The sequence below is a fragment of the Armatimonadota bacterium genome (genome assembly GCA_031460175.1).
Lineage (GTDB): Bacteria > Sysuimicrobiota > Sysuimicrobiia > Sysuimicrobiales > Sysuimicrobiaceae > Sysuimicrobium > Sysuimicrobium tengchongense.
This window is the reverse complement of the sequence record JAVKGW010000003.1, coordinates 303,230-321,539: the sequence shown is the minus strand read 5'-3', so window position 1 is coordinate 321,539 and position 18,310 is coordinate 303,230. Positions and strand designations below refer to the sequence as shown.

The 18,310-nt window shown below is 68.3% G+C and carries 18 protein-coding genes and 1 tRNA gene; 17 read left to right on the top strand and 2 right to left on the bottom strand.

Going from position 1 to position 18,310, the window contains the following annotated elements; all coding sequences use genetic code 11:
- Nucleotides 1–104 precede the first annotated feature (104 nt).
- From QN206_06420 to QN206_06410, 3 genes are all read left to right on the top strand, one after another.
- Nucleotides 105–1,733: a WecB/TagA/CpsF family glycosyltransferase gene (locus tag QN206_06420; GenBank protein MDR7614444.1), complete on the top strand. Its 1,629-nt coding sequence runs from the start codon at nucleotides 105–107 to the stop codon at nucleotides 1,731–1,733.
- Nucleotides 1,730–3,151 (top strand): exopolysaccharide biosynthesis polyprenyl glycosylphosphotransferase, encoded by a 1,422-nt coding sequence (locus QN206_06415; GenBank protein ID MDR7614443.1) that lies wholly within the window; start codon nucleotides 1,730–1,732, stop codon nucleotides 3,149–3,151. The genes QN206_06420 and QN206_06415 overlap by 4 nt, the downstream gene beginning before the upstream one ends.
- 117 nt (nucleotides 3,152–3,268) lie before the next feature.
- Nucleotides 3,269–4,084, top strand: a complete 816-nt coding sequence (locus QN206_06410; protein ID MDR7614442.1) for a hypothetical protein — start codon at nucleotides 3,269–3,271, stop codon at nucleotides 4,082–4,084.
- A 2-nt stretch (nucleotides 4,085–4,086) separates the two neighbouring features.
- Here the strand turns inward: QN206_06410 and QN206_06405 are convergent, their stop codons facing one another.
- The gene (locus QN206_06405; protein MDR7614441.1) at nucleotides 4,087–5,094 is read right to left on the bottom strand and encodes a TIGR03617 family F420-dependent LLM class oxidoreductase; all 1,008 of its coding nucleotides are present in this window, start codon (nucleotides 5,092–5,094) and stop codon (nucleotides 4,087–4,089) included.
- 62 nt (nucleotides 5,095–5,156) lie between these two features.
- Here QN206_06405 and QN206_06400 point away from each other — a divergent pair, with 62 nt between their 5' ends.
- Nucleotides 5,157–6,239 carry a M20/M25/M40 family metallo-hydrolase gene (locus tag QN206_06400; GenBank protein ID MDR7614440.1) on the top strand — a complete coding sequence of 361 codons (1,083 nt, stop codon included), beginning with the start codon at nucleotides 5,157–5,159 and terminating at the stop codon, nucleotides 6,237–6,239.
- Here the strand turns inward: QN206_06400 and QN206_06395 are convergent.
- Complete coding sequence (locus tag QN206_06395; protein MDR7614439.1) at nucleotides 6,205–6,696, bottom strand: GNAT family N-acetyltransferase; 492 nt, start codon at nucleotides 6,694–6,696, stop codon at nucleotides 6,205–6,207. The genes QN206_06400 and QN206_06395 overlap by 35 nt on opposite strands.
- Nucleotides 6,697–6,740: 44 nt before the next feature.
- Here QN206_06395 and truA point away from each other — a divergent pair, with 44 nt between their 5' ends.
- The 13 genes from truA (at nucleotide 6,741) to QN206_06330 (ending at nucleotide 18,300) form a co-directional block, all read left to right on the top strand.
- Nucleotides 6,741–7,496 carry a tRNA pseudouridine(38-40) synthase TruA gene (gene truA, locus QN206_06390; protein MDR7614438.1) on the top strand — a complete coding sequence of 252 codons (756 nt, stop codon included), beginning with the start codon at nucleotides 6,741–6,743 and terminating at the stop codon, nucleotides 7,494–7,496.
- Nucleotides 7,487–7,558: transfer RNA gene (locus QN206_06385), tRNA-Ile, on the top strand. Before truA ends, QN206_06385 begins: the two co-directional genes overlap by 10 nt.
- Nucleotides 7,559–7,576: 18 nt before the next feature.
- The gene (gene ubiE, locus QN206_06380) at nucleotides 7,577–8,323 is read left to right on the top strand and encodes a bifunctional demethylmenaquinone methyltransferase/2-methoxy-6-polyprenyl-1,4-benzoquinol methylase UbiE (GenBank protein MDR7614437.1); all 747 of its coding nucleotides are present in this window, start codon (nucleotides 7,577–7,579) and stop codon (nucleotides 8,321–8,323) included.
- A complete protein-coding gene (locus tag QN206_06375; protein ID MDR7614436.1) occupies nucleotides 8,320–8,589 on the top strand; it encodes an IreB family regulatory phosphoprotein in 270 nt (89 codons plus the stop codon). Before ubiE ends, QN206_06375 begins: the two co-directional genes overlap by 4 nt.
- A complete protein-coding gene (gene murA / locus QN206_06370; protein MDR7614435.1) occupies nucleotides 8,586–9,884 on the top strand; it encodes a UDP-N-acetylglucosamine 1-carboxyvinyltransferase in 1,299 nt (432 codons plus the stop codon). The genes QN206_06375 and murA overlap by 4 nt, the downstream gene beginning before the upstream one ends.
- A gap of 66 nt (nucleotides 9,885–9,950) precedes the next feature.
- On the top strand, nucleotides 9,951–10,538 hold the full coding sequence (locus QN206_06365; protein MDR7614434.1) for an NADH-quinone oxidoreductase subunit B family protein: 588 nt from the start codon (nucleotides 9,951–9,953) through the stop codon (nucleotides 10,536–10,538).
- Between the two features lies 1 nt (nucleotide 10,539).
- Nucleotides 10,540–11,652 (top strand): NADH-quinone oxidoreductase subunit D, encoded by a 1,113-nt coding sequence (locus QN206_06360; protein MDR7614433.1) that lies wholly within the window; start codon nucleotides 10,540–10,542, stop codon nucleotides 11,650–11,652.
- A 10-nt stretch (nucleotides 11,653–11,662) separates the two neighbouring features.
- Nucleotides 11,663–12,127 (top strand): NADH-quinone oxidoreductase subunit I, encoded by a 465-nt coding sequence (locus QN206_06355; protein MDR7614432.1) that lies wholly within the window; start codon nucleotides 11,663–11,665, stop codon nucleotides 12,125–12,127.
- The gene (locus QN206_06350; GenBank protein MDR7614431.1) at nucleotides 12,124–12,816 is read left to right on the top strand and encodes an NADH-quinone oxidoreductase subunit C; all 693 of its coding nucleotides are present in this window, start codon (nucleotides 12,124–12,126) and stop codon (nucleotides 12,814–12,816) included. The genes QN206_06355 and QN206_06350 overlap by 4 nt, the downstream gene beginning before the upstream one ends.
- A 248-nt stretch (nucleotides 12,817–13,064) precedes the next feature.
- Nucleotides 13,065–14,888 (top strand): PEP-utilizing enzyme, encoded by a 1,824-nt coding sequence (locus QN206_06345; protein ID MDR7614430.1) that lies wholly within the window; start codon nucleotides 13,065–13,067, stop codon nucleotides 14,886–14,888.
- Nucleotides 14,889–14,905: 17 nt separating this feature from the next.
- Nucleotides 14,906–15,985 carry a PEP/pyruvate-binding domain-containing protein gene (locus tag QN206_06340; GenBank protein MDR7614429.1) on the top strand — a complete coding sequence of 360 codons (1,080 nt, stop codon included), beginning with the start codon at nucleotides 14,906–14,908 and terminating at the stop codon, nucleotides 15,983–15,985.
- Between the two features lie 15 nt (nucleotides 15,986–16,000).
- Entirely contained in the window at nucleotides 16,001–17,488 is a 1,488-nt protein-coding gene (locus QN206_06335; GenBank protein ID MDR7614428.1) for a biotin carboxyl carrier protein, read from the top strand.
- Complete coding sequence (locus QN206_06330) at nucleotides 17,485–18,300, top strand: HAD hydrolase-like protein (protein MDR7614427.1); 816 nt, start codon at nucleotides 17,485–17,487, stop codon at nucleotides 18,298–18,300. Before QN206_06335 ends, QN206_06330 begins: the two co-directional genes overlap by 4 nt.
- The last annotated feature ends 10 nt before the right edge of the window (nucleotides 18,301–18,310 follow it).

Below are 18,310 nucleotides of genomic sequence, written 5' to 3'. Positions count from 1 at the left end.
ACAGGTCCTCCCTGACGACTTTCCTGGAAGGAAGTGGCTCGAAGGCTTTTGGCCGTCTACGAGGGCGTCCTGAAGAAGACCCGCTAGGACGAGCAGATCGGCCGATGATGTTCTCCCTGATTCTGGCCACCCGAGACCGACAGCACGAGGTGGAGCAGTTTCTGGAATCCGTAAAAGCCAACCGATGGGCGGATGTGGAAGTCATCGTGGTGGATCAGGGCGCAGAGGACGGATTGGAGGGACGGCTGGAAACCTACGCTGGAACTGTGAAGATCAGGTACATCCGAAAGAGGAACGAGAGGGGGCTTGCCCGGGCGCGGAACGCCGGACTCGAGGTGGCACGAGGGGAGGTCGTGGCTTTTCCGGACGATGACTGCCGGTATCCGCCCTGGCTTTTGAGACGGGTGGCGGGGTTCCTGCGGGAGCACCCGGACTGGGATGGGCTCAGCGTGCGTTCCGTGGATGCGAAAGGAAGAGCGTCGGGAGGGCGGTGGCACAGGACGGCGGGATGGATCGGACACCGGAATGTGTGGTTTCGCTGCGTGGCGTATGGGCTGTTTGTCCGGAAGCGGGTGGTCGAGAAGGTGGGCCTGTTTGACGAGCATCTGGGAGTTGGCTCTGCCTGGGGATCTGGGGAAGAACTCGACTACGTGCTTCGGGCACTGCAGCTGGGGGCGCGGATCTGGTACGAACCCAGTCTCTACGTGATCCACCCGAGGCGGGAGCCGAGCTTGGCTCTTGCCGGGCGGCTGTACCGGTACGGGAAGGGAATCGGCCGGGTCCTGCGGAAGCACCGCTGCCCGATTCTCTTCTCGCTGTACATGCTAGCCCGGCCCCTCGGGGGCGCGGTGGGTTCCATCGTCCTGTTGCGCCCGGGAGCGGCCCTTTCCTACGTAGCCGGGGCTGCGGGGAGGCTTTGGGGCTGGCTCCGACCGGGACCTCTGGGAGAAGCGGAGGGCCGGGCGGGAGGGGTAGGAGTGGATCTCTTGAGAGAGAAGTTGGCCCCCTACCGGATGGCGGAGGTGCTAGAGCTCGTCGCTCAGATCCTCTCTTCTCCTAAGCGCGGCTACATCGTCACCCCCAACGTGGACCACGTGGTGCGCTACCACCGGGACCCGGAGTTCCGCGGGGCTGTGGACGGGGCATGGCTCCGGTTGGCGGACGGGATGCCCGTGGTGTGGGCGAGCCGCCTCCTGGGCCGGCCCCTTCCCGAGCGGGTGGCCGGAAGCGACCTCCTCCCGGAGCTGTGCCGGCTCGCGGCGGAGCGGGGGTACTCGGTGTTCCTCCTGGGGGGCCGGGAGGGGGTGGCCCGGCGGGCCGCGGAAAAGCTGAAAAACCAGTTCGGTGGCCTGAAAGTTGCTGGTACCTACACCCCGGTGGAGGGGTTCGCGCAGGACCCTCAGGACCAGGAGGCCGCGGTGGAGGCCGTGAACCGGGCGACTCCCGACATTCTCTTCGTGGGCTTGGGCTCTCCGGCCCAGGAGCTGTGGGTCTACCGGAACTGGACCCGGCTGTGGGTCAAGGTGGCGGTTTGCTGCGGGGCCGCGTTGGACTACGCGGCGGGCAGGAAACCCCGGGCCCCCCGGTGGATGCGGCGGGTGGGGCTTGAGTGGCTGTGGAGGCTTGTGCACGAGCCGCGGAGGCTGTGGCGCCGGTACCTGGTGGACGACTTCGCCTTCTTCGGGATCGTGCTGCGGGCGGTGTGGGAAGAGCGCACGCGGAGGCGGGCTTGACCGGTCGGGGAGTCTCCCTCGGGGGTTCTCGGGCGCTCCCTCACATGGCCCTGCAGGCCCTGTGCGTCCTCGCCCTCCTTCTTTCTGACCTCGGAGCCCTCGTCACAGCGCTTGTGGGAGCCGTGGGGGTGCGGAACGCCATCCTCCCGGCCCTCTCTCCCGCCTTCTCGCGCTCCACCTATCCAGTCTCCCACTACCTGCAGCTGTGGTGGCTCCCCCTGGCGTTCCTCGGGGCCGCTGCGTACGCGGGGCTATACACCCGGAGGCTCCCGAGGTGGGAGGAGATCCGTCGAGGCCTGGGGGCCGCCACCGTGGGTGCGGTGCTGGCCTTCGCCCTGGTGTCCGCGGGGAAGCTCCAGGAGGAGGTCTCCCGGCCCGTCCTCGTGCTCACGTGGCTGGGCTATCTCGGTACCTTGCCCGCCTTCCGGGGACTGACCAAGCGCGCACTTTTTGCCCTGGGGCTCTGGCGCCGGAGGGCCCTCGTGGTCGGGGAGGTAGGGACGGCTCAGGCGGTGTCCTCGGCCCTCCGCCGGGATCCCTCGCTGGGCTACGAGGTGGTGGGGATCGTTCCCGACTGGGAGCAGGCCCCTGAAGCCGCCGCCCGCTGGGGTGCCCGAGAGGTGGTGGTGCTCTCGAGCGGTCTCGGATCCTCAGACGTGCTGCGCGTGGTGGAGGCCCTGCGCCCCGTGGCGGAAAATGTCCTCCTTGTCCCGGATCTCGCGCAGATCCCGGTGCTTGGGTTGGAGGCTTTGGGTCTCTTCGATGAAGGGACGGTCCTCCTCCGCGTCCCCAACACCCTCCTGCACCCCTGGAACGGGATCCTCAAACGGGCCATGGATCTGGTGATGGGAAGCCTCTTCGCCCTCCTCTCCCTCCCCGTGGTGCTCATCGCCGCCCTCCTCGTGAAGCTGGACTCCCCCGGCCCTGTCTTCCACGTGGAGCCCCGGATCGGCCGGGGGGGCCGGCGCTTTCCCTGCATCAAGCTGCGCACCATGTACCTGGACGCCTCCGAGCGTCTCGCGGCCCATCTCGCGGAAGATCCCCGGGCCCGGGAGGAGTGGGAGCGCTATCGGAAGCTGCGCAGCTACGACCCGCGCGTTACCCGCGTGGGCCGGTTCCTGCGCCGGTGGTCCCTCGACGAGATCCCACAGCTATGGAACGTCCTGCGGGGCGAGATGAGCCTTGTAGGTCCTCGCCCCTACCTCCCGGAGGAGTTGCAGCTGCTGAACGCGAATGGAATGCTGGACGTATCGCCGGGGCTGACGGGCCTGTGGCAGGTAAGCGGCCGCAACGCGCTGGACTTTCAGACCCGGCAGCTCCTGGACCGGTGGTACGTGGGGAACTGGTCCCCCTGGCTTGACCTCCTCATCCTCCTGCGGACCCCCTTTGCGGTCCTGCGGGGGGAGACAGGTGGGTGATAGGGTCCTCACCGGGACGCTGTGCATCGCCCACCCGCACATCGTGGGGCACAGGCGACCGCGCAGGGATGGTCCGCATCCCCATAATGTACCCCGCCGAGGTAGGATGGAGTGGGTATGCCGTTTTCTGTGAATGACCTCCAGGATCTCCTCCGGCTGCTTGAGCAGCACCCGGAGTGGCGGGCCCACCTCCGCGCCGTGCTGCTGGGCGATGAGGTCCTGACCCTGCCTCAGATCGTCCGGGAGCTCGGCCAGGAAATCCGGCGGCTCGTGGAGGCCCATCGCCGTGCGGAGGAGCGGCTGGCCCGCCTGGAGGAGGCGCAAATCCGTGCGGAGGAGCGGCTGACGCGGCTGGAGGAGGCACAGATCCGCACGGAGGAGCGGCTCCGTCGCCTGGAGGAGGCGGTCGCGCAGCTGGTGGAGGTCCAGCGGAGGTTCGAGGAGCGGCTGGAGCGGGTGGAAGCCCGGCTGGAGCGGGTGGAGGTCCGGTTGGATCGAGTGGAGGACCGCCTAGGGCGACTTGAGGCCGTGATCGGGCCCACGGTGGAGGCGGAGGCGGAGGGCATCCTGAGGATGGTGCTGCAGGACAAGGGCTACCGGATGCTCACCGAGCCCGTGTCCCTGGCGCTGAACGGGGAGGTGGATGTGGCGGTCCGGGTGGTGGATCCGGCCGGGCGGGAGCTCACCGCGGTGGTGGAGGCGAAGGCCCGACAGAGCTGGCGGGCGGTGGAGGCGTGGGCCTCGCGCATGCGGTCCGAGGGGTTCCAGAGGCGCCTTGCGGCCGTGGGGTTCCCCGGGCCCTACCTCGTGTACGCTTACGGAATCCGGGTGGACGCGAGCGCGGAGCGGGCCGCCCAGCAGTTCGGCATCGGGCTGTTGAGTGGGCAGGGAGAGCGGGTGGTACCCGAAGAGCTCTTGGGGTCCTCCCCGTAGTCCTATCCCCTTCCGAAGGTCCGCGCGAGGGTCCTCCACAGCTCCTCTCGCTCCCCGGGAACCAGGGGGAAGTATGGGGTGATGCGGTCCACCAGTCCCTCGTAGCGTGCCCGGAGGAGCTCGGGGATCTCTGCCACTTCTTCCCCCACCACGCAGAAGGCCTTGAGCATCTCGTCCGGTATGAGCCCGGACATCTCCGACCACCGCCCCGCGCGGGCCAGGGCCGAGAGGCGCTCGCCGATCTCCTCCCAGCCGTGCACCGCCAGCACCGTGCGGTAGGAGGGAGTACTGGCATAGAAGGCCACCTGGGACCGCAGGAACTCCCGCTCCTGCGGGTTCGTGGCGATCATCACCGAGGCGGAAACCGTAACGTCCCTGTGGCTGCGGCCTGCCCGTCCGGCTCCCGCTTCCAGCGCGGGCAGGACCACTCTCCGCAGGTACTCCGGGGAGTGCAGGGGGTGTACACAGAACCCGTCGGCCACCTCCCCCGCCAGACGCACCAGCCCCGGATTCACGCCCGCCACGTAAATGGGAATCTCAGGGTGCGGGATGGGACCCGGGTTGAAGAAGGGGGACATGAGGGTGAGGGTATGGTACCGACCCCGGAAGGAGAGCCGCTCCCCGGTTTGCCAGCACCGCCACAGGGCCCGGATCGCCTGGATCTGCTCCCGCAGCTTGGCGACCGCGGAGTCCGGCCAGGGCATCCCGAACCGCCGCTGTACGTGGGCCCGTACCTGGGTTCCGAGTCCCAGAATGAACCGGCCGCCGCTCTGCTCCGCGAGGTCCCACGCGGTGTGGGCGAGGAGGGTGGGGCTGCGGGCGAAGGCCACCGCGATGGCGGTGCCGAACGCCAGCCGCCGCGTGTGCTCGTACACGAGGGGTCCCGGGAGGAAGGGGTCGCGCTGGGTCTCGCTGGCCCACAGGCACCCGACCCCGAGCCGCTCCGCCAGCCGTGCTACCTCCGGCACCCCTCGCAGGGAACCCACGGGAAGCGCGGCGTCGAGAATCATCGGGCAAGCATTTCCTCCTGCACGGCCCAAACTCCTGGTTCCGTGCGGTATGATCGGCTTCGATGGAGCCTCTCCTCGAGCGCGCGCGGCGGGAGCTGTTGCGGCTTGTGTCCATCCCGAGCCCCACGGGACACGAGCAGGCCCTCCTCGCGTATCTGGAGGCCCGGCTGGAATCCCTGGGGCTAGTGCCTTTTTGGCAGCCCGTGGAGGAGAACCGGGCGAACCTGATCTGGCGGGGAGCGGAGCGGCCAAGGCTGTTGCTCACCGCCCACGCGGACACGGTTCCTATCGCCGATCCCCCGGACCGGCCCCGGGTGGAGGCCGGGTGCGTGTGGGGGTGGGGAAGCGCGGATGTGAAGGCGGGGATCGCGGCCATCCTCCTGGCCCTGGAAGAGATCCCGGAGGTCCGGGAGATGCCCGTGGCCGTGGCCTTCACCGTGGATGAGGAACAGGGAGGGCTGGGGAGCAAGGTGCTGCCGGAGGCGGTGTGGGCGGAGGCGGCTGTGGTGCTGGAGCCCACGGAGCTCCGCATCTGCCCCGCGCAGGCCGGTAGCCTCGAGGTGCGCATCGAGCTATCGGGGATCCCTTCCCACGGGGGGGAGTTCGAGGCGGGCCAGAACGCCATCCTGCGGGCCACAGAACTCCTGCGGGCGTTCCAGGCCATGGGGTTCGTGCGGGCCGAGCACCCCCTGGTCGGGCGTGGCGGGTTCAACGTCATGGAGATCCGAGGAGGGCAGCTGGCCCTTTTGGTCCCGGACCGGTGTACCCTCAGCGTGGACTTCCGGGTGCTTCCGGGCCAGGAGATCGAGGCGGTCAGGCAGGAGGTCCTGCGGGTGGTGGAGGCGCACGGGGGAGATGCGGAGGTTCTCGATGAGAGCCCCCCCTTTGAACTCCCCGAGGATGCGCCCGTCCTCTGCCTTCTGCGGGAGGCGTACGAGCAGGCCCTGGGGCGGCCCGCGGAAGTCGGGGCCATCCGCAGCTGGACCGATGCGGAGAACCTGGTCTCCGCGGGGATCCCCGCGGTGGTGTTCGGGCCCGGACGGCTCGCGGTGGCCCACACGGCCTTCGAGCACGTGGAGCTCCGACAGGTGGTGGATGCGGTCCGGGTACTCACTTCGGCGATCCGGCTTGCGGGTCATCCCTGATCATCCGCACCCAGATTCCCCACTGCCCCACCTTCCGGAATCCCAGCCTCTCGTAGAGGGCTTGGGCCCGCAGGTTGGATTCCCCCACCCAAAGCCCGAACCGCCGGTGCCCCCGATCCCGCAGGTGCTGAAGCCCAGCGAGGCACAGAGCCTTGCCGATCCCCCGGCCCTGGTAAGGTCCGTCTACCGCGAGTTCGTGGATCTCCCCGATCCGCTCCCCCCGGTAGTCCACCCATCGGGCGTCGGTGGCGATGAACCCCACCACCTCTCCGTCCAGGTCGGCTACCAGAAACCCTTCCGGATCCCGCTTATGGAGCCACCGGAGGTACTCCACCACCTCCCGATCCGTGCGGTACGCATACGCCTCAAGACCCCGGTAGGCGCTGCGGTAGACGGCCACCAGGCGCCGAAGGAGCGGCCACGGGTCCTCGTGTCGGATGGCAATCCCGGGTTGCACAACCGGCCTCCAACTCCCCACCATTGTGCAAAGCGGGAGGCCCCATGCGCACCCTGAAGCTGGTGATCGCCTACGACGGGACCCGCTACGCGGGCTGGCAGCGCCAGCCCCGCGCCCCCTCCATCCAGGAGGAGTTGGAAAAGGCTGTGGAGCGGGTGACGGGGGAGGCCATCCGGGTGGTGGGGGCTGGCCGTACGGACGCGGGGGTGCATGCCCTGGCCCAGGTGGCCCACTTCCGCACCTCTTCCCCCCTTCCCGCGCACCGGTTCGTGGGGGCCCTCAACCACTACCTCCCCCGGGACATCGCGGTGCGGTGCGTTCAGGAGGCTCCCGAGACTTTCCATGCCAGGCGGGACGCCCGCTGGCGGGCCTACCGCTACCTCATCTGGAACCGGCCCGGCCGCAACCCGCTACTTTTAAATCGGGCCCTCTTCTGGGAGGGAAGGCTCGACCTCTCGGCCATGCGGGAGGCGGCCTCCTCCCTGGTGGGCCGGCACGACTTCGCCTCCTTCTGTGCCACCGGCAGCCATCCCCGCACCACCTTCTGCACCGTGTACCGGCTGGAAGTTCGCCAGCAGGGGCCCCTGGTGGTGGTGGAGGCGGTGGCGGATCGGTTTCTGCGGCACATGGTGCGGATGATGGTGGGGACCCTGCTGGAGGTGGGGGCAGGGAAACGGTCTCCGGAGTCCATGGGGGAGCTGCTGGCGGCCCGAGATAGCCAGCTCGCGGGTCCCGTGGTGGAGGCGGGAGGGTTGTACCTCGTGCGGGTGGGATATACTGAATTCCGGGCGGGCCCGTAGCTCAACGGCAGAGCGGCCGGCTCATAACCGGTTGGTTCCAGGTTCGAATCCTGGCGGGCCCATGTCGTACAATACTCCCCGTGGCGATCGAGCTCGGCCGCGGTCCCCTCCCTCCGGAGCAGAAGCGGGCATACGTGCGCGCCATGTTCAGCCGCATCGCCCGCCGCTACGACCTCCTGAACGGTCTGCTGAGCCTCGGGCTGCACCGCCGGTGGAAGCGGTTCGCAGCCGCGTGCACGGGACTCGTCCCCGGAGGCGCCGCCCTCGATGTCTGCTGTGGGACCGGAGATCTGGCGCTGTTGCTATGGGAGCGGGTGGGCCCCGGTGGCCGGGTGGTGGGAGTGGACTTCGCTAGACCCATGGTGGAGATCGCCCGGGGACGAGCGGGGAGGAGGAAGGGGGTGTGGTTCGTGCAGGGCGATGCGGAATCTCTCCCGCTCCCGGATGAGGCCTTTGACGCGGTCACGGTGGGGTTCGGGATCCGCAACGTGGCGGACCTGGACCGGGCCCTGCGGGAGCTCCATCGGGTCCTGCGGCCGGGTGGGCGGCTGGTGATCCTGGAATTCGGGCGGCCCCGCAACGCCCTCTTCCGGGCCCTCTACGACCTTTACTCCTTCACGGTGATCCCCTGGCTGGGCCGCCGGCTCTCCCGGCATCCCGATGCCTACCTGTACCTCCCGGTCTCCATCCGGGCGTGGCCAGACCAGCGGGAGTTCCCGGAGATCCTCGCGCATGCAGGGTTTGCGTCGGTGGGGTTGCATGACCTCGCGGGCGGGGCCGTGGTGGTGTACGTGGCCTGTAAACCCCGAAGGGAGGGAGAGGGGTGACGGAGCAGACCGGGATCTACCGCGTGGGGGAAGGGGAGGAGGACGTCTTCCGCATCCTCCTGGAGGTCTACCGGGCCTTGCAGGAGCGGGGTTACAGCCCCCGGGACCAGCTGGTGGGCTACCTCATCAGCGGGGACCCCACCTACATTACCGGTCATCGGGGCGCCCGCTCCCTCATCCGCAAGGTGAGCCGCGACCGGATCCTCGATGAGCTGGTGCGCTTTTACGTGGAGCAGCGAATCGAACCCGCCTTGAGGTCGGCATGAGCGACGAGGTCCTCATCGTACGGGGAGGTCAGGCCCTGGAAGGTACGGTAGAGGTAGCGGGTGCGGTGAACACCGTGCTCCCCATCATGGCCGCGGCGGCCCTGGCGCCGGATGTCTCGGTGATCGAGAATGTCCCGCACTGCCGCGACGTCCTGGTGATGGCGGACATCCTCCGGGCCCTGGGCTGCGAGGTGGAGGTGGAGCGAGGGTGCTGCACCATTAACGCCCGCCGCCTCACCGGAACCCACGCGCCCGCGGAGCTGTGCGGGCGCATCCGGGGTTCCTACTACGCCGCGGGCATGCTCCTCGCGCGGTTCCGGCGATTTGAGGTGGGACTCCCGGGGGGAGACAGCATCGGCGGCCGGCCCGTGGACTTCCACATCCGGGGCTTTCAGGCCCTGGGCGCGGAGGTGGTCACGGAGCGGGGCTACATGATCGGGTGGGCGGAGGAGGTGCGGGGGGCGGAGTTCTACGTGCCGCGGCGCAGCGTGGGCACCACCATCAATCTCATGCTGGCCGCCACCCGGGCTCGGGGGACGACCGTGCTCCACAACGCGGCCCTGGAACCCGAGGTGACGGACACCGCGGTGTTCCTGAACCTCATGGGCGCCCGCATCCGCGGCGCAGGCACCTCCATCATCGTGATCGAGGGTGTCCGGGAGCTCCACGGAGCCCGCACTGCGGTCATCCCGGACCGCATCGAGGCGGGCACGTACCTCATCGCGGGTGCCGCCACCCGGGGAGACGTGGAGGTGGACGGGCTCATCCCGGAGCACGTCACCGCCCTGCTCACCAAGCTCGCGGAGGCCGGGTGTGAGATCGAGGCGAACACGGATCGCGTACGGGTGCGGGCCCGCCGACGTCTGCGGGCCGTGGACATCGACACCGCGCCCTTCCCGGGATTCGCCACGGACCTCCACCCGCCCTTCGTGGCCATGCTGGCCACCGCGGAGGGCGAGGCGGTGATCCGGGAAACCATCTACGACGGCCGCATGGGGTACGCCTACGAGCTGCTGAAGATGGGGGCGGACATCCGGGTGGAGGGGAACACCGCGTACCTGCGGGGGGTGGACCGGCTCACGGGGGCGGCCGTCCAGGCCCTGGACATCCGGGGAGGGGCGGCCATGGTGGTCGCAGGGCTGGTGGCCGAGGGGGTGACGGAGATCTACGGGGTGGAGCACATTGACCGGAAGTACGAGGGGCTGGACGAGAAGCTCCGCGGGCTCGGCGCGGATGTGCGCCGCGCCACAGGGGTGGAGGCGCCCGCGCTCAGCCCGGGAGGGGGCTTGCCTTGAGGACACGCACTTCTTGTGCCAGAATCTAGCGGTGGGATGTTCCAGGACGGTTCCTCGGAGACGCGCATGAGAGACGGTCCGATCCGTTCCGGCGGCCCGGAGGTGACCTCCATCGCCCGGATCCCGGTGGAAGGCTCTCAGGTGGCTCCCATCGAGCAGCTGGCGGATGTCCTGTATAAGCTTCCCGGTGGGGCACTGCTGCTCACCACCGTCGAGAACGTCCTGAACTGGGCCCGGGCCAGCAGCCTCTGGCCCCTCACCTTTGGCCTGGCTTGCTGCGCCATGGAGATGATGCAGGCGTTCGCCACCCGGTTCGACCTGGACCGATTCGGCGTCATCCCCCGGGCCACGCCCCGGCAGGCGGACCTCATCATCGTTTCCGGCCGATGCACCATCAAGATGGCCCCCGTGGTGCGGCGCCTGTGGGAGCAGATGCCGGAGCCCAAGTACGTGATCAGCATGGGCAGCTGCGCCACCTGCGGAGGCCCCTTCTACTACGACAACTACTCCATCCTCAAGGGCATCGACACCGTCATCCCCGTGGACGTGTATGTGCCGGGCTGCCCGCCCCGGCCGGAGGCCCTCATCGAAGGCGTGCTGAAGCTGCAGGAGAAGATCATGCGGGAGCGGCGCCTGAGCCGCAGGGGAGCCTAGGATGGCAAGAGCCCTGCGCACGGAGGAGCTCATCCTGAACATGGGGCCGCAGCACCCCAGCACCCACGGGGTGCTGCGGTTGGTGGTCACCCTGGACGGGGAGAACATCGTGGAGGTCCATCCGGACATCGGCTACCTCCACTCCTCCGTGGAGAAGATGATGGAGCACCGCAACTACACCCAGTGCATCTCCCTCGCGGACCGGGGCATGGACTACCTCGCGGCCCTCCTCAACGAGATGGCCATCCTCCGGGCCGTGGAGACCCTGGGGGGGATCCCCGTGCCCGAGCGGGCCCGATACATCCGCACCATCTTCATGGAGCTGCAGCGCATCGCGAGCCACCTCCTGTGGCTGGGAACCTACGGCATCGACCTCGGGGCCACCACCGCGTTCCTGTGGTGCATGCGGGAGCGGGAGCTCATCATGGACCTCTTTGAGTCCGTCACGGGCGGCCGGCTCCACCACGTGTACTTCCGCATCGGAGGGGTGAACGAGGACCTGCCGCCGGGCTGGACGGAGCGGTGCCGGGAGTTCTGCCACTACTTCCTCAACCGGCTGGGAGAGTACCATCGGCTCCTCACCGGAAACCCCATCTGGCAGGCCCGGACCCAGGGGATCGGGGTGCTCACCCGGGACCAGGCCATCGCCTACGGCGCCTGCGGACCCGTAGCCCGGGCTTCCGGCCTTCCCTGGGACGTACGCAAGAGCCATCCCTACGAGGTCTACGACCGGGTGGAGTTCCAGGTGCCCGTGTACACGGAGGGGGACTGCTTCGCCCGGTACCTCGTGCGCATGGACGAGATGCGGGAGTCCGCCCGAATCATCCTTCAGTGCCTGGATCAGATGCCGGACGGGGAGGTGCGGACCCCCCGGGTCTCCCTCACCCCGAAGCTCCCGCCCGGGGAGGTGTACACCCGGGTGGAGAGCCCCCGAGGGGATTTGGGGATCCACCTGGTGAGCAACGGCGGGGAGACGCCGTGGCGGGTGAAGATCCGGGCTCCGTCGTTCTCCAACCTGTTCGCCCTCACCCAGATGATGAAGGGGTGGAAGGTGGCGGACATCATCGCCATCCTGGGCAGCATCGACATCGTGCTCGCGGACGTGGATCGGTAGGAGGGGGAAGATGCCGGCGGTCTTCGAGAGAGCCACCGCGGCGGTCCGGGGGCTGATGACGGGATTGCGGGAGACGCTGCGCACCGCGGCCCGACCCAAGGCCACCCTGCTGTACCCACTGGAGAAATCCAACGTCTCCCCCCGCTGGCACGGGATCCTGGCCCTTCCCGTAGACAGCGAGATCGGCAACGACAAGTGCATCATCTGCTTCCAGTGCGAGCGCATCTGCCCGAGCCGCTGCATCCACATCGAGGCCACGGGGCGGGGCAAGGAGCGGGTCCTCACGCGGTTCGACATCGAGATGGACAAGTGCCAGTACTGCGGGCTGTGTGTGGAGGTCTGCCCCACGGAAGCCATCGTCTTCACCCCCCACTACGAGGCCAGCACCTACAACCGCGCCAACCTCCTATACACCCTCGAGGATCTCCACCGGGCCGCGCCCAAGGAGCCCGTCGCCCGGGGGATCCTGCGATGATGCGCCCGAGCCCTCGCCCGAGCGGTGGCCACTTCCCGGAAGAGCTGATCCGGAAGTTGCGGGAGCGGTTCCCGGAGGTCCGGGACCTGGTGGAGGCGGCCCGGGAAGAGTTGGAGCGGTTCGAGCGAGAGCAACAGGAGCGGCAGCGGGCCTACCAGGAGGAGGTGGAACGGGCCCGGGCGGAAGGCAAAGCCCCTCCCCGACCTCCCCGCCGGGAGGAACCCACGGTCCACCGATACCTCACCCCCGCCCTCCAGGTGCCGCTTGGACGCTTCCGGGAGGTGATGCGGTTCCTGCGGGACGACCCGGAATTCCAGATGGACTATCTGTCCTTCTGCAGTGCCATTGACTGGGGAGACCGCCTGGAGTGCACCTACCACCTGTGGTCCACCACGCACAACCACGAGCTGCTCATCAAGGTCCCCGTGGATCGGGAGAATCCCCGGATCCCCACGGTGAGCGACCTGTGGGTGGGGGCCAACTGGCACGAGCGGGAAACCTACGACCTCTTCGGCGTGGTCTACGAGGGACACCCAGACCTGCGCCGGATCCTCATGACGGAGGACTGGAAGGGGCACCCCCTTCGGAAGGACTACGTCTACGAGGATCCGGAGTGGCTCGTGGAGCTCGCGAAGATCCGCCAGAGCGAGATCGCGGGGATCGAGCCTCCCATCGGGGAGCGGGCCTAGGGGCAAGGGACCGGCCACGCACTCCACGGGTCGGGTACCCTTGCTTGACAGCCGCCGTCGGCCTTCCTAGGATTTGGTTGGGCTATCGTCGGGATCAACCTGCTCGATCGGGGGACGCCGCGGGTGAATCGGGCTCGTCTTCGGGGCCGTCGGGGTGGGGGAGTGCAGGCTCCGTCCCTCGAACGCTCGCGGGATGTTCTCTCTCACGTCCAAAACCCACATGGGACGCGCAAGGGGGAGGGGGAATGATGACGGACGCTTTGCGGTTCCAAAGCCCGTTCGAGGTCCAGACACCCCCCGGCTGCGAGGGCTGGACGGAGATGTATCCGTACTACCTCCTGTTTAGCGAGGACCGCAGGCAGGAGGAAGAGAACAAGCTTTGGTTCTACAACGGCATGCACGCCCCCGAAGCCGTGCATCCGTTTGACACCATCGGATTCGAGGCGGGCTACCTCGGCATCGGGGAGATGAGCAGCCGGATGTTCGCCATCCCGCCGGCCATGGGGATTGACTTCCGGTTCCTGAACGGCCGGCTGTACATCAGCCCCACCGCGGTGGGAGATCCCAAGAAGATCGAGGAACGGGCCAAGCTCTTCGAGCGTCGGGCGGGGTACTACTTCCAGAACTGGCCGCAGTTCTACGAGGAGTGGCGGGAGAAGGTAAAGCGGGAGATCGAGCAGCTGAAGGCCATCCGGTTCCCGGAGCTCCCGGAGGTGGAGGACGAGCGGCTCGTCTTCGAACGGAAGGGATACGGCACCTCCCAGGAGGTGTTCGAGGCCTACCACCGGCTTCTGGAGAGCATCTTCCGGATCTGGCAGATCCACATGGAGATCGTGATGATCGGGTTCGCCGCCTACTTTACCTTTTACGAGTTCTGCAAGAAAGCGTTCCCGGAGATCTCGGACCAGGCCATCACCCGCATGGTGGGCGCCATTGACGTGAGCATGTTCCGCCCCAACGATGAGCTGAAGCGCTTGGCCAAGCGGGCCGTGGAGCTGGGGGTGGATTCCCATTTCCGGCCCGGTGCGGACGTGAAGGAGGTGTTCCAGGTTCTGGAGCAGACCGAGGCGGGCCGGACGTGGCTAGAGGAGTGGCGTCGGAGCTCGGACCCCTGGTTCTACATGAACACGGGGGATGGGTTCCACCATCATCACCGGGCGTGGGTGGACGATCCGGGAGCCGTCTTCGGCATCCTGTGCGACTACGTGGCGAAGGTGAAGCGGGGAGAGTCCCTGGAGCGGGACATCGAGGGCCGCCGGCGGGACCGGGATCAGATCACGGAAGGGTATCGGGCTTTGCTGCAAACGGAGGAGGATCGGCGGGCCTTTGATCAGCTCCTGGGGCTGGTCCGTAACGTGTACTACTCCATCGAGGACCACAAGTTCTACGTGGAGCACTGGTACCAGAGCGTGTTCTGGAACAAGGTGCGGGAACTGGGGGCCCTGTTCGTGCGGCAGGGGTTCTTCCGGGACGTGGAGGACATCTTCTACCTGCACTGGAGTGAGGTGCACCAGGCCCTCATGGACCTTTTGCTCTCCTGGACCATCGGGGCACCGGCCCGGGGCCCCGTGTACTGGCCGCCCATCATCGCCCGGCGGCGGGAGCTCATGAGGAAGTTGCGGGAGTGGAACCCACCCCCGGCTCTTGGGACCGTGCCCGAGGCCGTGGTGGACCCCGCGGTGGTGATGCTCTGGGGCATCACGCCCGAACGCCTGCGGGCGTGGCTGGAGCCGGAGAAGGCGGAAGAGAAGGTCCTGCGAGGGTTCGCGGCCTCGCCGGGGGTGGTGGAGGGGCCCGCGCGGGTGGTCCTGAGCGTGGATCAGCTGCACGAGGTCCAGGAAGGAGAGATCCTGGTGTGTTCCGTCACGGAGCCCAGCTGGGCTCCGGTCTTCTCCCGGATCCGGGCCACGGTCTCCGACATCGGCGGGATGATGTCCCACGCGGCCATCGTGGCGCGGGAGTACGGGATCCCCGCGGTGCTGGGGACGGGATCCGCCACCAAGCGCATCCGGACCGGACAGCGGATCCGGGTGGACGGGGATGCGGGAACCGTAACCCTGCTGGAGGACTAGAAGGGGGGTCGGATGAGATGATGGGAGAGGTGCCCTTCGTCCTGGACTTCTCACGGGTGGGATTCACGGAGCGCGCCCTCGTGGGTGGGAAGGTGGCGAGCCTTGGAGAACTCCTCCGGCACGGGTGCCGGGTCCCGCCGGGATTCGCGGTCACCAGCTTCGGATACCGGCGCTTCCTGGAAGCCAACGGCCTGGAGGATCGGCTGCGGCAGGTGCTGGCCTCCGTGGCGCCCAACGACCTGGAAAGTCTCGAGCGGGCGAGCCAGCAGATCACGGGCATGTTCCTGGAAAGTCGGATTCCGCGGGAGGTGCAGGGGGCCATCGAGCGAGGGTACGAGGAGCTGAGCATTCGGACCCAGGTTTCGGACCCGCCCGTGGCGGTGCGCTCAAGCGCCCTGGCGGAGGACAGCGAGCAAGCCAGCTTCGCGGGTCAGCAGGAGACGTACCTGTGGGTGCGCGGAGCCGAGAACGTGTTGGACTCCGTGCGCCGGTGCTGGGCGAGCGCGTTCACCCCCCGGGCCCTCTCGTACCGGCTGACCCAAGGGATCTCCCTGGACGACGGGGTGGCGGTGGGGGTCCAGCAGATGGTTCATCCCAGGGCTGCGGGGGTCCTGTTCACCCTCAGCCCCCGGACCGGGGACCGTTCCCTCATCGTGGTGGAGGGGAGCTGGGGCCCCGGGGTGGCGGTGGTGAGCGGGGAGGTCACCCCGGACGAGTTCACCGTCAACAAGGTGACCCTGGAGATCGTGCACCGCAAGATCTCGCCCAAAACCGCGCAGTTCGTGCCCACGGGCAGCGAGGGGGTGCTGGTGAAGGTTCCCGTTCCCGAGGATCTGCAGACGAAGCCCTGTCTTTGCGACGAGGAGGTGGTGGAACTTGCGCGGCTGGCCCGGCACCTGGAGCAGGTCTACGGGTTCCCCTTGGACATCGAGTGGGCGGTGGCGGAGAACGAGGCCTTCCCCCACAACCTCTACCTGCTCCAGTCCCGGCCCGAAACCGTGTGGAGCCGGCGTCCCAGAAGCTCCATCGCGGCCAACTTCAAGGACCCGCTCAGCTACGTGGTGCAGACCCTGGCGGGCAAGGCGCTGTCCCGGTGAATCCGGCCCCTCATCATGGAGAGGCGGATCCAGCTGATCGACGTCACCCTCCGGGACGGGAACCAGAGCCTGTGGAGCGCCACGGGCATCACCACCCCCATGATCCTGGCCGTGGCATCGGATCTGGACCGGGTGGGGTTCAAGGCCCTGGACTTCACCACCAGCACCCACATGGCCGTGTCCGTGCGGTGGCACCGGGAGGATCCCTTCGAGCGGATCCGGCTCACCCGGGAGCGGATGCCCCGCACGCCCCTGACCTTCATGACCACGGGCCTCCGGTTCATCCGGTGGGAGCCCTGTCCGCGGGAGCTCATCCGGCTTGCCATGCGCACCGTGGTCCGCCACGGCATCCGCCGGATCCAGGTGGTGGATCCCATGAACAACGTGGCGGAGATGGTGGAGGGGGCCCGGATGGCCCGGGAGGAGGGGGCGGAGGAGGTGGTGGTGGCCCTGGTGTACAGCATCAGCCCGGTCCACACGGACGAGTTCTACACCCGCCGGGTCCGGGAGCTGGGAGAGAAGGCCCGGGGCGTGGTGGACGCGGTGTACATCAAGGATCCCGCGGGTCTCCTCACCCCGGATCGGGTCGGGACTCTGGTGCCGGCCCTCCGGGAGGCGCTCGGGGATACCCCCCTGGAGGTCCACTCCCACTGCAACATGGGGCTCGCCCCCGTGTGCTACGTGCGAGCCGCGGAGCTGGGAGTCCGCACCTTCCACACCGCCATCCCTCCCCTCGCAGAGGGGACCAGTCTCCCGAACTTCTTCCGGACGGTGGCGAACCTGCGGGAGCTGGGCTTCGAGGTGGAGGTGGACCTGGAGGCCGCGGAACGGGTCTCCCGGTACTTCTTTCAAGTGGCTCGGCGGCGGAACCTGCCCATCGGCCGCCCCTCGGAGTACGATCTGGCCTATTACCGGCACCAGGTTCCGGGCGGCATGGTCACCACCCTGAAGCGGAACTTGCGGGAGATCGGGCAGGAGGAGAAGTTCGAGGCGGTGCTGGACGAGATCGTCCGGGTGCGGGCGGAGCTGGGCTATCCCATCATGATGACGCCCTTCAGCCAGTTCGTGGCCACCCAGGCCCTGCTGAACCTCATCGGGCCGGAGCGCTACCGCCTCGTGGCGGACGAGACCATCCGGTACATCCTGGGGCAGTACGGGGAACCGCCCGGTCCCATCGATCCCGAGGTGCAGGATCGGGTGCTCTCCCTCCCCCGGGCCAAGGAGATCCCCCGGGAGCGGCCGGAGCTCTCCATCGCGGAGCTGCGGAGGATCTACGGGGGGGGATCGGACGAAGAGGTCCTGCTCCGGTACGGGCTCCCGGAGGAGGAGGTCCAGGCCATCCAGCGGGGTAAGGCGGCTCCTCTAGTCCTGGATGGGGAAGGGACCGGGGAAACCCTCCGGCGCCTCGTGGAAGCCCTCTCCGCAGGACAGCGGAGGGTAACCTACGTCCGGCTGGAACGGAAGGATCTGGGGATCACCCTGAGACGGACGCGGACCGCATGAACCTCCGGGGCCGATGCTTCGTCCTGGACGTGGACGGGACCTGTATTGTTGCGGATTCCGCGGAGTGGCGCAACCCGCAGGTCCTCCCCGGGACGCGGGCGGTCCTCGAGGCGATCCGCGACGGCGGAGGCCGGTTCGTCTTCCTGACCAACGGGAGCGCCCTGCCCCCGGAGGAGTACACGGGGGTCTTGCGGGCGAGCCAGCTCCCCGTCGAGGATCAGGAGGTCATCACTCCGGGAGCCATCGCCGCGGAGATCATCGCCCGCGAGTATCCGGGCCGCCCGGTCCTCGTGCTGGGCCAGCGGGGACTGTGGGCACCCTTGGAGCGGAAGGGGATCCCGTGCGTGGGCGTGGAGGAGGGGGAACGGGCAGGGGTGGTCCTGGTGGGCTGGGATCCCGTCTGGACGTATGAGAAGCTCGCGGCGGCCTGCCGCGCCATCTGGAACGGTGCCGCGTTCCTGGTGACCTCCCTTTCTCCCTGGTACGCCACCAAGCATGGCAGAACCCCAGGCCTGTCCGCGGCCCTCGCCGCGGCCATCACCTACATCACACAGAAACCCGCCCGGCTCGTGGGCAAGCCCAGCCGGGACGCCCTGCGGGTTGCCGCGTCCCGGCTGGGGGTACCGGTGGAGGAGGTGGTGGTGGTCGGGGACGACGTGGAGCTGGATTTCCGGATGGGAAAGGAGGCCGGTGCCCGGACCGTCTTGGTGCTCACCGGCGTCACGTTGGAGGAAGAGCTGGAGAAGCTTCCTCCCCGAGAGCGGCCTGACTTGGTGTTGAGGGGGATCCAGGACCTGCTGGCGTACTTGTAAGGTTTCGGAG

Coding starts and splice junctions, on each gene's coding strand:
- truA (MDR7614438.1), top strand. CDS start 6,741: ATGCGCACCCTGAAGCTGGTGATCGCCTACGACGGGACCCGCTACGCG.
- QN206_06340 (MDR7614429.1), top strand. CDS start 14,906: ATGATGGGAGAGGTGCCCTTCGTCCTGGACTTCTCACGGGTGGGATTC.
- QN206_06345 (MDR7614430.1), top strand. CDS start 13,065: ATGACGGACGCTTTGCGGTTCCAAAGCCCGTTCGAGGTCCAGACACCC.
- QN206_06360 (MDR7614433.1), top strand. CDS start 10,540: ATGGCAAGAGCCCTGCGCACGGAGGAGCTCATCCTGAACATGGGGCCG.
- QN206_06420 (MDR7614444.1), top strand. CDS start 105: ATGATGTTCTCCCTGATTCTGGCCACCCGAGACCGACAGCACGAGGTG.
- QN206_06330 (MDR7614427.1), top strand. CDS start 17,485: ATGAACCTCCGGGGCCGATGCTTCGTCCTGGACGTGGACGGGACCTGT.
- QN206_06405 (MDR7614441.1), bottom strand. CDS start 5,094: ATGATTCTCGACGCCGCGCTTCCCGTGGGTTCCCTGCGAGGGGTGCCG.
- QN206_06365 (MDR7614434.1), top strand. CDS start 9,951: ATGAGAGACGGTCCGATCCGTTCCGGCGGCCCGGAGGTGACCTCCATC.
- QN206_06400 (MDR7614440.1), top strand. CDS start 5,157: ATGGAGCCTCTCCTCGAGCGCGCGCGGCGGGAGCTGTTGCGGCTTGTG.
- QN206_06355 (MDR7614432.1), top strand. CDS start 11,663: ATGCCGGCGGTCTTCGAGAGAGCCACCGCGGCGGTCCGGGGGCTGATG.
- QN206_06335 (MDR7614428.1), top strand. CDS start 16,001: ATGGAGAGGCGGATCCAGCTGATCGACGTCACCCTCCGGGACGGGAAC.
- QN206_06350 (MDR7614431.1), top strand. CDS start 12,124: ATGATGCGCCCGAGCCCTCGCCCGAGCGGTGGCCACTTCCCGGAAGAG.
- QN206_06410 (MDR7614442.1), top strand. CDS start 3,269: ATGCCGTTTTCTGTGAATGACCTCCAGGATCTCCTCCGGCTGCTTGAG.
- murA (MDR7614435.1), top strand. CDS start 8,586: ATGAGCGACGAGGTCCTCATCGTACGGGGAGGTCAGGCCCTGGAAGGT.